This window comes from Embleya sp. NPDC059237, assembly GCF_042754105.1.
Taxonomy (GTDB): Bacteria; Actinomycetota; Actinomycetes; order Streptomycetales; family Streptomycetaceae; genus Embleya.
Genome location: NZ_JBHZAE010000001.1, coordinates 489,827 through 503,807 on the forward strand (window position 1 = coordinate 489,827; position 13,981 = coordinate 503,807).

General features: G+C 69.0%; 12 protein-coding genes and 1 tRNA gene. 9 read left to right on the top strand and 4 right to left on the bottom strand.

Features of this window, described 5'->3' with window-relative positions:
• Positions 1–37: 37 nt before the first annotated feature.
• Positions 38–973, bottom strand: coding sequence for a PhzF family phenazine biosynthesis protein (locus ACFXKZ_RS02130; protein WP_379995386.1), 936 nt, complete (start codon positions 971–973; stop codon positions 38–40).
• A gap of 61 nt (positions 974–1,034) precedes the next feature.
• Complete coding sequence (locus ACFXKZ_RS02135; RefSeq protein WP_379995387.1) at positions 1,035–2,198, bottom strand: serine hydrolase domain-containing protein; 1,164 nt, start codon at positions 2,196–2,198, stop codon at positions 1,035–1,037.
• Positions 2,199–2,691: 493 nt separating this feature from the next.
• Between ACFXKZ_RS02135 and ACFXKZ_RS02140 the strand changes: the two genes are divergently transcribed.
• The gene (locus ACFXKZ_RS02140) at positions 2,692–3,702 is read left to right on the top strand and encodes a hypothetical protein (RefSeq protein WP_379995390.1); all 1,011 of its coding nucleotides are present in this window, start codon (positions 2,692–2,694) and stop codon (positions 3,700–3,702) included.
• Between the two features lie 20 nt (positions 3,703–3,722).
• On the opposite strand, the gene ACFXKZ_RS02145 is transcribed toward ACFXKZ_RS02140, so the two are convergent.
• On the bottom strand, positions 3,723–5,675 hold the full coding sequence (locus ACFXKZ_RS02145) for a glycoside hydrolase family 5 protein (RefSeq protein ID WP_379995392.1): 1,953 nt from the start codon (positions 5,673–5,675) through the stop codon (positions 3,723–3,725).
• Between the two features lie 340 nt (positions 5,676–6,015).
• Here ACFXKZ_RS02145 and ACFXKZ_RS02150 point away from each other — a divergent pair.
• A tRNA-Val gene (locus ACFXKZ_RS02150) sits at positions 6,016–6,089 on the top strand.
• Positions 6,090–6,197: 108 nt separating this feature from the next.
• Here ACFXKZ_RS02150 and ACFXKZ_RS02155 read toward each other — a convergent pair.
• The gene (locus ACFXKZ_RS02155; RefSeq protein WP_379995394.1) at positions 6,198–7,790 is read right to left on the bottom strand and encodes a tyrosine-type recombinase/integrase; all 1,593 of its coding nucleotides are present in this window, start codon (positions 7,788–7,790) and stop codon (positions 6,198–6,200) included.
• A 66-nt stretch (positions 7,791–7,856) separates the two neighbouring features.
• On the opposite strand from ACFXKZ_RS02155, the gene ACFXKZ_RS02160 reads away from it, so the two are divergent.
• The 7 genes from ACFXKZ_RS02160 (at position 7,857) to ACFXKZ_RS02190 (ending at position 13,931) form a co-directional block, all read left to right on the top strand.
• Positions 7,857–8,129 carry a DNA-binding protein gene (locus ACFXKZ_RS02160; protein ID WP_379995396.1) on the top strand — a complete coding sequence of 91 codons (273 nt, stop codon included), beginning with the start codon at positions 7,857–7,859 and terminating at the stop codon, positions 8,127–8,129.
• Between the two features lie 214 nt (positions 8,130–8,343).
• Complete coding sequence (locus ACFXKZ_RS02165; protein ID WP_379995398.1) at positions 8,344–9,279, top strand: recombinase family protein; 936 nt, start codon at positions 8,344–8,346, stop codon at positions 9,277–9,279.
• 286 nt (positions 9,280–9,565) lie between these two features.
• The gene (locus tag ACFXKZ_RS02170; protein WP_379995400.1) at positions 9,566–9,949 is read left to right on the top strand and encodes a hypothetical protein; all 384 of its coding nucleotides are present in this window, start codon (positions 9,566–9,568) and stop codon (positions 9,947–9,949) included.
• Positions 9,950–10,060: 111 nt separating this feature from the next.
• Positions 10,061–11,179 carry a ParB/RepB/Spo0J family partition protein gene (locus ACFXKZ_RS02175; RefSeq protein ID WP_379995402.1) on the top strand — a complete coding sequence of 373 codons (1,119 nt, stop codon included), beginning with the start codon at positions 10,061–10,063 and terminating at the stop codon, positions 11,177–11,179.
• A gap of 185 nt (positions 11,180–11,364) precedes the next feature.
• Positions 11,365–11,823: a hypothetical protein gene (locus ACFXKZ_RS02180; protein WP_379995404.1), complete on the top strand. Its 459-nt coding sequence runs from the start codon at positions 11,365–11,367 to the stop codon at positions 11,821–11,823.
• Positions 11,824–12,365: 542 nt separating this feature from the next.
• Positions 12,366–12,770 carry a VRR-NUC domain-containing protein gene (locus ACFXKZ_RS02185; protein ID WP_379995406.1) on the top strand — a complete coding sequence of 135 codons (405 nt, stop codon included), beginning with the start codon at positions 12,366–12,368 and terminating at the stop codon, positions 12,768–12,770.
• 525 nt (positions 12,771–13,295) lie between these two features.
• Positions 13,296–13,931 carry a hypothetical protein gene (locus ACFXKZ_RS02190; protein ID WP_379995408.1) on the top strand — a complete coding sequence of 212 codons (636 nt, stop codon included), beginning with the start codon at positions 13,296–13,298 and terminating at the stop codon, positions 13,929–13,931.
• The last annotated feature ends 50 nt before the right edge of the window (positions 13,932–13,981 follow it).

Here is a 13,981-nt window from a genome sequence, read left to right on the forward strand (position 1 = left end):
TCGTCGACGGCGCGGGTGGGCGGCGTCGGGCACGGGTTCAGCCGGCCGGGTCGGGGATCGGGACGGCCGGCCCGGAGACGCGGATGCGGGGGTCGTGTTCGTCGAGGTCGACGGTGAGTACGCCGGGGCGGCCGAGGTCGTCGCCTTGGTGCAGGGTGAGGGTGGCCCGCGCGGGGACCAGGGACAGGGCGCGCAGGTAGTGGCCGAGGGCCGCCGCGGCGGCGCCGGTGGCCGGGTCCTCGATCACGCCGCCGACCGGGAACGGGTCGCGGACGTGGAAGGTGTCCGCCGAGGTGCGTCGGACCAGTTGCAGCGTGGTCAGGTCGCGGGCCCGCATGAAGGCGGCGAGGCCGTCGAAGTCGTAGTCCAGGTCGGCCAGGCGGGACCGGGTCGCGGCGGCCAGGATCAGGTGGTGGGCGCCGGCGTAGGCGTAGCCGGGCGGCAGCTCGGGGTCGAGGTCGTCGGCGCTCCAGCCGAGCAGGGCCAGCGCCTCGGCGACGTCGGCGGCCGGGGCGGGGGTGTGGTGCGGCTCGACGCTGGTGAGCGTGGCGCGGAGCCGGCCGTCGGGGCCGGGGGCGACGTCGACCGGGACGAGGCCGGCCGGGGTGGTGAAGGCGAGCGGGCCGGGGCCGATGCGTTCGGCGAGGGCGATCGCGGCGGCGATGGTGGCGTGGCCGCAGAAGGAGACCTCGGCGAGGGGGCTGAAGTAGCGGACGGTGTAGGTGCGGGGGGTGGGGGCTGTGGCTGTCGCTGTGGGTGTGGCCGTGGGTGTGGCTGTGGGTGCGGCTTCGGTTCGGGTGAGGAAGGCTGTTTCGGAGTAGCCGAGTTCGGCGGCGATCGTGAGCATGTCCCCGTCGGTCAGGGCGCCGGCGTCCAGGACCACGCCGGCGGGGTTGCCGCCGTTCGGGTCGGTGGAGAAGGCGGTGTAGCGAAGCGGGGCGGCGGCGGTGGGTGCCGGGTCCGATGTCGTCATGTCGCAGGGCAACGTTGCCGGGTGGCGGGACGATTCCCGGGACCGCGGGCGGGTTGTGGGGTCAGGCGTGGGCGGCGAGTTGCCAGAACGCGCGCATCACGGCGGGCGGAGTGGGGCCCGCGAGTTGCACCTGGGTGAAGAGGATGGCGGTGCTGCCGGTCGCCGGGACGATGTGGGCCGTGGTGCCGGTGCCGCCGACCCATCCGTAGCGGCCGGGGACGTTCCACGCGTTGACGGCCTCGATGTCGACGGAGCCGCCGAAGCCCCACCCCTGCCCCTCCAGGAACAGGCCGGTGGTCTTGCGCTGCGCCGGGGTCAGGTGGTTGGTGGTCATCCGACGGATCGACTCCGGGGAGAGCAGACGCCGCCCGGCGACGGTGCCCTCGGCGAGGAGCAGGCGGGCGAAGGCGTGGTAGTCGTCCACGGTGGAGACCAGGCCGCCTCCGCCGGACGGGAAGGCGGGTGGGGTGCTCCACTGGCCGGTGGGACCGTCGACGGTGCGGAGGGTGCCGTCCGGATCGGCGAGGTGGCAGGTGGTGAACCGCTCCAGGTCGGCGGGCGGTACCGCGAAGCCGGTGTCGACCATGGCGAGCGGTTCGAATAGTCGTTCGCTGAGGAATTCGGGCAGCGGACGACCGGCCGCCCGGGCGATCAGTACGCCGAGGATGTCCGAACAGGTGTTGTAGAGCCAGGCCTCGCCCGGCTGGTGGAGCAGCGGGATGTCGGACAGCCGCGCCATCCACTCGTCGGGTGCGGGGACCTGTTGCGGCTGCGGCGGACCCTGGCCCAGCTTTTCCATCAGCGGGGCGAGCGCGGGCAGCGAGAAGTCGCTCGGGAAGCCGTAGCCGGCTCGGAAGGTGAGCAGGTCGAACACGGTGATCGGGCGATCGGCGGGGACCACGTCGTCGATCGCGGCGGTGGGCGTGCGGACCACGCTTCGGTCGGCCAGTTCCGGGAGGAGGTCGTCGACCGGGTCGTCCGGGGAGATCCGGCCGTCCTCGATCAGCATCATGGCCGCGGCGGCGACGACGGGCTTGGTGAGGGACGCGATGCGGAAAATCGAGTCTCGGGCCATCGGGGCGGTACCGGCGGCGTCGAGGGAGCCGGCGGCCCGTACCTCGACGCGGTCGCCGCGGGCGATCAGGGCGACGGCGCCCGGGAGTGTTCCCTCGGCGATGTGGGTTTCGAGCAGCGTTCGCAGGTCGTCGGGGGTGTTCGGGTTCATCGGGTCGGCTCCTCGGGGGCGACGTGCGGGTCGGCTGCGCGTGCGCGGCGGTCTCCGTACCGCCGAAAGGCAGACTCCGCGGGGGGTGCGGAATCATCGCTCCGGTACGGGCGAATCATGGGCGGATGGCCGGCGGCGGGTCGGGGGACACGGTGGGCGGATCGGTACGGACCGTGTGCCTCGGGAGGACGTGGGGTGCGGTTCAATACCGTGGCTTCGGAATTCAACTGCCTTGGCGTGGAACGTACTTCATGTTCCGGGCGAATTTCCGTGACGCGCCGGGGGGTCCACTGCGTTCTATCTAGTGGGTGAGCGGGCGGCATGCGGCGCGGTCCGGCGGGTTGCCGGTCGCGCTCCGTGGTCGCGCCCGTATCCGGTACGGAACGGAACGGAACGGCCGCCCGATCCGAGCGGGGAGCGGGCGACCTGCCGACACCGCCTCGGGGCGGGGCACGACACGTGGTGGAACGGATGTCTAGGAGACAGCAGGCCGATGGGATCCCCGGGTTCTGAGGAGCAGCAGTTGGCCGCCGCGATGCGCGGGGCGGCGACCGAATTGATTCCGCCCGCGGGGTTGGTCGCGGGCGGGATCACCCGGGGGCGACGGATGCGCCGGGCGCGTCGGATGCGGATCGGCGCGTCGGCGCTGGCGGTGGTGGCGCTGGGCGGGGCCGCCGCGGTGGTGCTCCCGGGAATGGACGACGGTCGGTCGGCGGTCCGGGCGACGTCGGGGCCGGCGGGCGTACAGAGCGGTGCGCCCGGGCCGAGTACGAGCCCTCCTCCCGACCCGGCGGCCGTTCCGCCGCCGGGCAAGGAAGCCGTCTCCCCGCAGGAGATCGCGCGGATCCTTCGGCAGACGCCGCTGGGCGGCAGCATGCGGGACCCCACCGGGGGCGAGATCGTGCCGAAGACGGGGGACCCGAGTTCGGTGGGTGCGTTCGCCGTGACGCTGGTGGTGACCAACAAGGGAGCGGCGACGCTCACGGTGACGGTGCAGGCGAGCGGTCAGGATCCCGCGGGTGACGACTGCGCGGCGGTACGGAAGCTGTACCGCCTCTGCGATGTCTTCGTGGAATCCGATGGTACGCACGGCTACCTCGCGCAGACTCGGCCCGAGGGGCAGACCGTGGACCCCGGCGGCAAGGAACCCTCGGCATGGGCCGCGCAGGTGATTCGCCGCGACGGTGTGCGGGTTTCGGCGACGTCGACGTCGAGGGTCGACGCCGGAAGCGTGGGGATAGGGATGCCGGGGTACGCGATCGTGCCGATCAAGCAGCTTCGGGACATCGTGATGTCGCCGAGTTGGGCGCTCTGGGTCGATCCGGAGGTCAATCTGGCCGCGCGGGCGAAGATGCTCGATTTCCGGGCGCAGGCCCCGACCGGCACTCCTCAGACACCGCGGAATCGGGACCTGCCGGGCAGCACCGCGCCCCCGGCGGTGCCGACGGGTGAGCCCTCGCAGTTGCCGGACGCGGCTGGCGGGAGCGGGGGCGCGGGGCGGTAGGTGCCTGGTGCCTGGGGCGTTCAGCTCAGGCGGGTGCAGAGGAGGGCGTCCGGGGTGCCGGACGAGCCGACTCGGCGGGTGAAGGCGACGCCGGCCGCGTACTCGTCGGCGTTGCACTGGCCCTTGTACGCACCGGGGGCGAACTCGCCGCCTGTGCCGTTGGTGCCGTTCGCCGGGCGGTTGTCGCCTCGGTCGAACCACAGGGTGCGGGCCCGGGTGCCGAGCGGGGCGCCGGCGGGTCGGGTGCACAGGGCCGCGGAGACGGTCGCGCCGCGCACGCTGTACCCGGTGATCGCCATGCCGGTGGGGCACTGGAGCTTGGTGTAGCCCGTCGCCCAGTCGTCGCGCACGTACGATTCGTCGCGCACCACCGTGGTGTCGGCACCCGGCGCGCCGAGGTCGGGGTCGCCGATCGTGGTGCACAGGCCCCGGTTGCCGGTGTGGGCCAGGCCGATGATCCGCTCGCCGTCGGGGCATACGCCCTTGCGGGCGCCGGAGTCCCAGTCCGGTCGGGCGCGCATGCGCAGGGACGGTTGGGCGTCGGTGCTGCCCAGGTCGAGCATGTTCCATCGGGCGGACGGGGCGATCGGGCCGGTGCGGCCGGCGGCGCCGATCAGCCTGGTCCAGGCGGCGGCGCGCCAGTCGTTCGGGTCGTCGAGGATGCCGCTGCGTACGCCGTTGGGGTCGTAGCGCAGGAGGGCCCAGGAGTCTCCCCGGCCGTTGCCCTTCCAGCCGAGCAACGGCCAGTAGGCGAAGTCGAGATCGCGCGCGACGAGGTAGTCGGTGAAGTTGGTGAACCAGGCCCGCGCGGCCGGGTCGGTTTCCTCCGCGCCGGTGCCGAACTCGCTGATCCAGACGGGGGCGGTGTGGTGTTGCCCGTCGGTGGTCACGTATTGCGCCGATCGGTCTATCTCCGCGAACAGTTGATCACGCGTCAGGTCCTGGTAGCGGGCGTCGTGGGTCTCGCCGGTGCCGTACGCGCCGCTGTGGTTGGGGCCGGTGTACCCGTAGAAGTGCGCCGAGTAGACCAGCTTGTTCGGGTCGACGAGGGTGTGCGACAGGGTGCGGACCGGGGTCAGGGTCGGGCGGCCGTGCGGCAGGCCGTCGAGCGGGATGCCGGTCCAGTTGATGCCCTCGACGATGATCAGCAGATCCGGGTTGGCCTCGGTGAGGATGCGGTTGCCCGCCAGGAGGGAGGCGGCCTGCCAGTCCTTGTCGTTGCCCCAGCCCCAGTTCGGGTCGTCGGTGATGTTGCGGCGGACCTCGTTGTACAGATCGGCGCCGACCACCCGCTTGTTGGTTCGGTAGCGGTTTGCCATGGTGACCCAGTCGTTCGCCCAGTCGGTGGTGCTGCGCGAGGTGTTCCAGCGTTCGTTGCCGTCCAGGCCGCAGCACCAACGGGTGGTGCCGGTGTGGTTGTTCAGCACGACCGCGAAGCCGTCGGCGGTCAGTGCGGCGACCACGGCGTCGAAGACCTGGAGCGGGGTCTTGCCGCGCAGTTCCGGGTTGGCGGCGACCGCGGCGTCGGGCACGGGGGTGCTCGCGTGCACCATTTCGTTGGAGAAGGGCAGCCGGATGCTGTTGACGCCGACCGCGTGGAAGCCGGCCAGGATCGATGGCAGGCTCGCCCGGTCGAGCCCGAGCGGCATGCCGTTCGCGTTCTCGCCGCTGTGGTGGTTGGCGGGGTCGGCGATGTCGCCGGAGCCGTTCCAGGTGCCCTGGGCGCCCGCCCAGTTGGCGGAACGTAGCTTGAACCGTTGTCCGTTGGCGTCGACGATCCAGCGACCACTGGCCGAGAGGGGCGCGGCCCATGAGGCGGCGGCGGGCGCGGCGGGGGCGGCTGGGGTGGCGGCGCGGGCTTCGGTGGTGGCGTCGGCTTGGGTGGTGCTCAGGAGGCTGCCGGTGAGCGCGGCGACGGCGGCGCACGCGGCGAGGCCGACGCGGATGAGCGGTCGATGCCGGTTGCGATGCATGAGTACCTGCCTCAATCAGGGGTTTCGGGACCGGCCCGTGCAATCGCCCTACAACGAAAGCACCGGCAGCCCCGCCTCAACACCCGCATGCACGCGGCCCCGGCCGACCAGCCCGGCCCGCGAGACAGCGGACGAGCCGCGCCCATACCCGCGCACGGCCACAGCCGCTAGACCCTCCCACCCCAACCCAACGAACTCCAGCCCCACCCAGCCACCCCGAGCCCCCACCCCAGCCGGCGCCCCGCCCCCCTTGCCCCCCACCACCCCACGACGTGACCACCCCCACCCCAACCCGGCACGACGCACCCCCACAGATTCGGTAGGCTGTCCTCTCACATCCGGGCGCATAGCTCAGTTGGTTAGAGCACTGCTCTTACAAAGCAGGGGTCGACAGTTCGAGTCTGTCTGTGCCCACCCTGGTTGACCTGCGGTTTTGCTCAATGCGGACGCCCATCAAAACGTATGGGTGTCCGTTTTGTTTCCTACTGGGGCCGTATTGGGGCCGGGACACTGCTGGCGCGCCTACGCTGCCTCAATCGCGCCTCCTGAGAGCGGCACTATCTCCGTGTCCTCGACAGCGCGACGGGGGACCACGCCGAGCGACATCTCCACGGCTTCGTGCTGGTGCTCGGGGTAGACGTGCGCGTAGAACTTCTCGGTGACCTTCGAGTTCTTCGTGTGGCCGAGGATCGCCTTGATCACCGACATGTGCACGCCGGCTCGGACCGCGAACGTCGCGGCGCAGTGCCGGAGGTCCTGGAGCCGGATGGGTGGAAGCCCGAGCCGTTCGAGAATGCGCTTGAACAACTTGGACAGGTACTCGGGATGGAAGGCCGAGCCGTTTTCCCGGGTGACCATGAGACCCGACTCGACCCATGCGCCGGCAGCCTGCCACCTCTCTCGTTCTGCGTCCTGCATGAGCCTCCAGTGTTTGAGGAGTTCGATGCTGACGGAGTCCACAGGGACGGTGCGGTCGCCTTCCTCGCTCTTGGGCGTGTCCTCCCACACGTCGTAGCTGAGGGCCACCAGCGTCTCGGAGATGTTCAGCGTGCCCCGTTCCAAACTGACCTCGGCCCAGGGCAGTCCACAGACCTCGGCGCGGCGCAGGCCCACGAACATCAGGAGGTGCCACACCGGGTACATCCTGGTTCCGACGACAGCGTCCAGGAACTCACCGGCCTGCTCCGGGGTCCAGACCATGACGCGGCTGGGTTTGACGCCGGTTTTTCGCCAAGCCTCGACACGTTCGGGAGTCCAGATCATGGGTTTGGCTGGGACGTATGTCGGAATGCGCACGCCGACGGTCAGGACATCGGCCGTGAGCTTTTCCACGGCTGCCTGGGTCATTGCGGTGGAGAGCATGTTGAGCAGCCGCAGTTGACTGCCGGGGCCCGTGATGTTGCGAGGGAGGGCTTTGGCCGCACGAGTGGCCTCGCGTGCTTGTAGCCACGCCTGGCGCAACGGTGGGCGTCTGTAGCGGTTGGCCTGCTGCCACTTGGTCTTGGCCTCCTGCTGGGCCTGTTGCGCGGCTTGTAGGTCCGCCTTGTGCTTGGCGTGCTCGTCGTTCGTGCGCCAGATGGTTCCGAAGACTTTTTCCTGAAGGTCGCGGGTGGTCAGATCGACCATGCGGATGTGTCCGATGGTCGGCGTGATGAACCGATCGATGTAGTCGCGATAGCCGATGGTGGTGGACCGCTTGAGGTCGACACGCGAATCGATCCACCGCAGCATGAACTCGGTTACGGTCTCGGGATTTTCGGTGTCGAGGTCGCTGTGGTGCTTGTCCCACTCCTGCTGGGCTGCCTGTTCGGCGAGTGTCTTGGTGACGAAACCGCCGCCGCCGGGGCGGTTGCGTTCGCCGTTGGGCAGGTTCGGTAGCGTCAAGCGCCAGTACCAGCGGCCGTGGTCGGACCGCTTGAGCCGCGGGCACTTGGCCCCGAGCTGTTTTTGTACGGGCTGGTTGTCCTTGTCGAGAACCGGTGTGCCGTCCTCGGTGAGCTTGGGCCCGGTGCATGCGCACCGGCGGAACGTTCGTCCTTTGAAGGCCACTTGCCTGTTTCTCCCCGATGCCTCGGAACCCTGCACCGTCCGGCGCAGGGTGACCCGATCTTGCATCCTCGAACGTTTGTTCGTCTATTCTGTTGGGACCATAGGTTGGCGCGGGGAGAAAGCGATGACCTCATGGCTGCGCAGACCGATGCAGTGTTCGCCGGCTCCGGCATGACCTTCGCCGAGCTGGCCCAGTTGCCCGTCACCCTCAATGTCTCGACAGCCGCGCGGGCCCTGGGGATCGGGGCGGACAAGGCTTATGCCCTGATTCGATCGGGCACGTTCCCGGTGAAGGTGCTGGAGCTGGGGGCGACAACTCGGGTTCCCACGATGGCCGTACTCCGTGCGCTCGGGGCGGAAGCGATCGCCGCTCCCGCCCTCGGGGAGGCCCAGTCGCTCTCCTAGGCCCGTTCGGGCGAACCCGCCGACGGTAGCTGTGAGGAGTCGAGCGCAGGGGGAGATGACGCACTTCGCGCCTTTTGTACCTCACCAGTCACACGCGTAGCTATGGGAATCATCATGCACATCGGCTCCGGCTGGGGCCGGACAGGGCATGGTGCGATGTCCTATGCTCACGCCGTATGCACTTGGGGTGAGTAGGTGAATGGGGTGGGGTGGCATGTCCAGTCGCCTTTATGGCTTTGATACTCGGCACAATCATGTCGCTGAGGAGACGCCATGGGTGGAAAGAGCGGCTGATGACGCGCTGCTGCTGGTTCCCTTGGCGCAGGTTTGCCGAACTCTGAACGCCGGCGGCTCGCGGACCACCAGCGGAGGTCTGTGGCATGCGACAACCCTGCGTCGCGTTCTGATACACCCCGCGATCGCGGGCTTGGAACGCAAAGGCGATAATCTCGTCAAGGCCGAGTGGGACGCCATTATCGCGCCGGATAAGCACCACGCCCTCGTCCGTCTCTTCACAGACCCCGCACGAACGCCCGGCGCCTCGTACGACTACATGTTGACCAGTGGTGGCTCAGAGTGTTCGGAATGCCGAAGCTGGATGGGGGCGAGGCCGTCCAATTCGGGCAGAGCCAGCTACTCCTGTCGGGCCGAGGGCTGCAAGAAGGTCCGGATCTCGGCGTCGCTCCTGGAGCAGTACATGGGCGAGCATGTGCTCGCGGAACTGGTGAAGCCGGAAACGGCGGGAAGACTCGCCGCCGCGAGGCGCACCCTTGAGGCCGAGGCCCAGGCGTTGAGGGCCACGCTGGTGCTGATCGAGACACAGGAAGCCGAGGCGGGTACGGAGTACGCGGCGCGCAGGCTCTCGATGGTCACGATGAAGGAGATCGCCCGGGGTCTCCAGGCGCAGCGCAAGCCGGTCAAGGCGCGCTTGCGTTTCCTCGACAGCATTCTGAACACAGAGCCCAACATCGGTAGCGATCCTGTGAAATGGTGGAACAAGAATGCCTCGGTGGCGGCACGGCGCACCGTGACCCTATTGCTGGTCGAGAGGGTTATCGTACATCCCGCGTCCGCACAGGGGGTGCATTCCGTGGAGCCCGGTAGGGTGTCCATCCTGTGGCGATCACTCGGCTCGCGGCAAGGCAATTGAAAAAGGACGCACGCCCCACTATGTCGGTTGTTCGCTGGGGCTAGTGATCCTTGTCCCTTTTCGAGTTCGTTACGCTGCGCTACGCTCCCCTATGCAGCAGGTGGGGGGTCCACCCGTATGGTGTCTGCTTCTATGCCGTGGGGGCGATTGAGTGTCCGGCCGGATCTCGGTGGATGCGTTGGCGCTGGTCAGGTGCGACAACGCGTTGGTGTCCGGTCATGCCCGCGCGCGTACCGATCGGGGCGGACGACGGAGACCCACCTCCTTGAAGCTCGGGAGGGGAACCATGGTTAAGCAGGTACGACGGACGTTTGTCCGGCGGTACGCCGCGACGCCGCCGCGAGTCACGCTGGGGGGCGAGACTTGCGTCAGCCTGTGGGAGGCCAGTGCAACGGAAGCGTCGGACGACGAGGATGCGCTCCTGCAGGGCGCGTGCCGTGAACTGCCCGTGGCTACCGCGTGGCGCACGGCGGGATGCCTGCGCCTGAACGCCGAGGCGTGGTCCGCGACCATGAAAAGCCCCGAAGCGCGGGGGTTCGCAGGCGCCTGGGCGGGGCGCGTGTGTCAGAACTGCCCGGTGATGGATCCATGCCATGACGGTGTCGACGGCCGCCCGGATGCCGTGGTGCAGTGGCGGGCGCTGGTGATCGAGTTGGGCGAGCCCGGATAAGGATGTCGGGTTCCCCCCGATTATTGATGTGTTTCTAGAGTCAATTGATGATAGAATCTCATCACGAGATCGGGGGGAAAGAAACCCGACGAGAGCCCTTCCGGAGACGAAGTGGCCACCATCAAGCTCGCCAAGATCACGCCCAACCCGAAACAACCGCGCGATGAGTTCGAAACCCCCGAGATGATCCGGTGGATCGACGACCTGGCCGAGAGCATCTCCAAATACGGCCAACTCGAACCGATCGTCGTGCGCCCCTACGGCACCCCCGTCCGGTACGAGATCGTCGCCGGTGAGTGCCGTTACCGCGCCAGTCTCAAACTCGGCCGCACCGCCATCGAAGCCCACGTCCTGCGCAATCCCGGCCTCGACGAACTCGATCTGTTCGAGCTCTCGATGATCGAGAACATGCACCGCAAGGACATGACGCCGATGCAGGACGCCAGGGCCTTCGGCCGCCTGGTCGAAGGCGGGCGCACAGTCGAGGAACTTGCCGAACGCTTCCGCATCAGCACTCAAGTCATCAACCTGAGGCTGGCACTCCTGGACCTGCGTCCGGAGGTGGCCCAACAGGTCGACAAGGGCCTCATCGGCCCCATGGTCGGCGCCATGGTCGCCAAGCTCACAAAGGCCAACCAGGGCGCCATCCTCACCCGAATCATGCGCGGCGACTTCAACCGCGACAACGAGGCCATCCACTTCGCCGACGCCATGTTCAAGGCCCAGGGCCAGGAACACCTCATGCTCGTCGAGGAGATGACCCCCGAACAAGCCACCAAGCACAGGGCCACCCGGGACAGACTGGACTCCGCCTTTCGTCGCGTGTCCGGCCTCGAAGCCGCGCTGACCTTCGCGGCCGGCATCAAACCGGAAGAACTCGCCGTCCTCCTCGAGGACGCGGTCCTCGCGGGTCAGCTCCGCACTATCGAAACCGCAGGCGAGTCAATCAACAAGATCCGGTTCGCGCTGAGGCAGGCCATTCACGTTCGGGCCGCCCACCAGGCCCTCGCCGACGGCAAAACCGACGAGACCGATGCCGACGCGCCCACGCCCTCCGTCGGAAGCGAGGCGTCGGCGGGGCAGGGCCCGGGAACGCACCCCCATCCCCCGGCGGACGCCGGGCTCCCGCCGGGGATCGATGCGGGGCGACAAGCAGAGGCGGACCCGCAGGCCGGTAACGCCGTCCCGGAGGATCGCTGCGCCGCGGCGGAGGAGCCGGTGGCCGCCTGACGCGGACCCAGGCGATCCACGCAGCGGTTCGCCCCGTCACCGCGTCCAGGACACGCCGACCACCGTCCCGAGCGCACGGGCCGGGAGTCGGACCCGACGCGCCCGTCCCGCATGCGAAGCGTTCGAACAGGTCGGCCCCCGCTCCACCGGGCGACGAAGGGGTCCTGTTCCACGAGGAGAACCACGTGTCCGCAGAACCGTACGACATGGCCGACTGGGCCAGCCCCAAAGTCCGACGAGCCCTCGCCGAAGTCCTGCGCGCGGGCCAGTACACCCGCACGGGGTCGGGAGTCGGAAGATTCGGGCCCTATGAGGGGCACCTGTACCTGGCGTTGACCTTGACCGATGCGGAAGGCGTGCTCTGGGAGTTCCGACAGTGGGCCGGCGAGGAGGAATGGTTCCTCGGCGTCGTCCGGCCCGGCGATCCCTCCCTGCCCAACGCCTACGAAGACGAGTACGAACCCCACACCGTGTCGCTCCCGGACGAGTTGGCCGACCGCGTGACGGCCTACCTGTGGCTGGAGATCCGACGGCCGCCCGATCGCGTCGACCGGCCTGCCGGGCGGAACGGCTCGGAATCCGGCCACATCGAGGGCGCCGCGCGGAACGGCGCCGACAACACCGAACGAGGAGAGGCCATTTGAGTCCGCACCCCATTCACGATTCGAGCGAAGCTGCCCTCGGTCGGGTCGAGTTGCGAACGGTCATTGCGGCGCGTGACGCGGCTCTCGCGCGCCTGGGGACCATCGCTCGCCAGCACCGGCCACACCCCAAGTCCCCTGGCGAGGCCGCGAGATGCCCGGAGTGCCGTCAGCCGTGGCCGTGCGCCTCGTACACGTGGGCGGCGGTCGATGTCGAAGCGACCCGCGCGAGTTCGCCGCAGACACTGTTCGGTCTGCCCGACCCGGGTGGCACCCCCGATCTCTTCGATTCCACAAACCAGGATGAAAAGACCAACATCACGAGAGGCATAGGTACACACACTGAATAGTGCTAGCGTCCATGTTGTGCCGGGGGGAACGCTCACCCCGTTCCCCTCGGCACTCGCGGCTTCCAAGGAGTCGCGATCCTTCGGAGCCTGGCGGGCGGTCGAATCCCCCGCGCCCCGCCCGCCAGGTGCCCCAGTCCAACGAAGACCGACCCGCCCTGCCGCAGGGCGGGTCTCGTGCATCCCGGAGCAACCGTGATGACCCGACCCCGTCGCAGACTCGCGGCGCCCGATCCGAACGGCCCGCAAGCCGCGGGGGCTTCGATCACGGAGGAGGCGTTCAGGCGCCAGGTCCGCGAAGTCGCCACCCACTACGGCAGGACCCTGAAGTACCACACGCACGACGCGCGCAGATCCGATCCCGGCTGGCCCGACGAGGTCTTCGGGCACCCGGATCAGCGGCGCACCGTCTTCGTCGAACTCAAGACCCAGGACGGCCTGTTGCGTCCGGCGCAGGTCACATGGCTGCGACACCTGCACGCGAGCGGATGCGAAGCCGCCCTGTGGCGACCCGTCGACATGCCGCACATCGTTCGCGTCCTCGGCCCGGTCCGAGAGCGAGCTGTCCCGCCCGCCCACATCCTTGCCCAGGAGCGCCCGTGAACTACGACCCGACCGACCCCACTTCCATCGGCTCCGATCCGAAGCCTCTTCCCGACGGACGGCCCGCCACCGGACGGCGGCCACCGGAACCCGGCGCCGAATGGTGCAACGGCTGCGATGGGTGGTGCTCGCCCGCCGGTCACTGCCGATGCAATCGAAACTGAGGGGGGGAGCGATGCCGCTCACGGACTACCTCGCCCGCGCGACGTCGCCAGCGCCGGAGGGCCCCGGTGTGTGTCCGACGCCCGGCCTGTACCCCTATGCGAGTCCCGGGGATGCGGAGTACGGGGCGCGGCGCGCCGGACGGTACGGCTATCCGTTGACCGTCGCGGTCTGCGCGTGTCGCGCATGGCATCTTCGACCGGCCGCCGTCGCCGACCTGTGACCGGGTCCTCGACCCGATGAGAAGCCTCGGTGCACTGAGGACCGGGCCGACCCGAATGAGATGGATTCTAGCGTCATATGACGCTAGAATATATGCATCTCGGAGGGGAAAAGCCCCACCTTTCAAACGAGAAGGAAACCGTGAGCACCAATACGTTCGTCGGCCTCCCGGTCACCGGAGTCGTGTGCTTCAGCGATGGGCTCGAAACCACGGCACCCGACGCGATCACTCGAGCGATGCGCGCGCTGGCCGAAGAGACCACCATCACCTCCTACGGATGGAGCCTGGGCGGCGGTCGGCCGAACGGGAACACCGGCGGCGTTGTCCACGACGTGTGGTTCCGCGTCGACGGCGTGGACCACCCGAGCACTCCATACCACCAACTCGTCCTCGACGACGACGGGTTCCACCCCTCCCTCGGCTTCCGCCCCCTCCACCGCGGCCCCGACGCCCCGTATCGGGGCCCCGACCGACGGCGATACGACCGCGCCCGAGACCTCGTGAACGCTCTGCACCAGGGGATCGAACCCCTCCGCCGGTTCGGCGACCACATTGCCCTCACCGTGCACGAGCACGCCCGCATCACGGCCGCCTTGCTCATGCCGCACACCTATGCCGAGTACATGCGCATGCGCGCCCGTCGAGACCGCCCCAACTGCGACCTCTGCGCCGACTTCGGCTACCCGGTGCCGCATTGGCCTTCGCTTCATTGCCGCAGCGGAAACGCCCCCGGCCGGCCCATCAGGCCCCACTGCACATGCGATGTGTGCTTCTGACGACGCCACGCCCACACGCGGAAGCCGCCCACGACCCACCCCATCCCGCA

Bases quoted from the DNA above. Each gene is read 5' to 3' on its own strand.
- ACFXKZ_RS02160 (WP_379995396.1), top strand. From the start codon at position 7,857: ATGGCTGCGCAGACCGATGCAGTGTTCGCCGGCTCCGGCATGACCTTC.
- ACFXKZ_RS02185 (WP_379995406.1), top strand. From the start codon at position 12,366: ATGACCCGACCCCGTCGCAGACTCGCGGCGCCCGATCCGAACGGCCCG.
- ACFXKZ_RS02155 (WP_379995394.1), bottom strand. From the start codon at position 7,790: ATGCAAGATCGGGTCACCCTGCGCCGGACGGTGCAGGGTTCCGAGGCA.
- ACFXKZ_RS02145 (WP_379995392.1), bottom strand. From the start codon at position 5,675: ATGCATCGCAACCGGCATCGACCGCTCATCCGCGTCGGCCTCGCCGCG.
- ACFXKZ_RS02170 (WP_379995400.1), top strand. From the start codon at position 9,566: ATGGTTAAGCAGGTACGACGGACGTTTGTCCGGCGGTACGCCGCGACG.
- ACFXKZ_RS02130 (WP_379995386.1), bottom strand. From the start codon at position 973: ATGACGACATCGGACCCGGCACCCACCGCCGCCGCCCCGCTTCGCTAC.
- ACFXKZ_RS02135 (WP_379995387.1), bottom strand. From the start codon at position 2,198: ATGAACCCGAACACCCCCGACGACCTGCGAACGCTGCTCGAAACCCAC.
- ACFXKZ_RS02165 (WP_379995398.1), top strand. From the start codon at position 8,344: ATGTCCAGTCGCCTTTATGGCTTTGATACTCGGCACAATCATGTCGCT.
- ACFXKZ_RS02140 (WP_379995390.1), top strand. From the start codon at position 2,692: ATGGGATCCCCGGGTTCTGAGGAGCAGCAGTTGGCCGCCGCGATGCGC.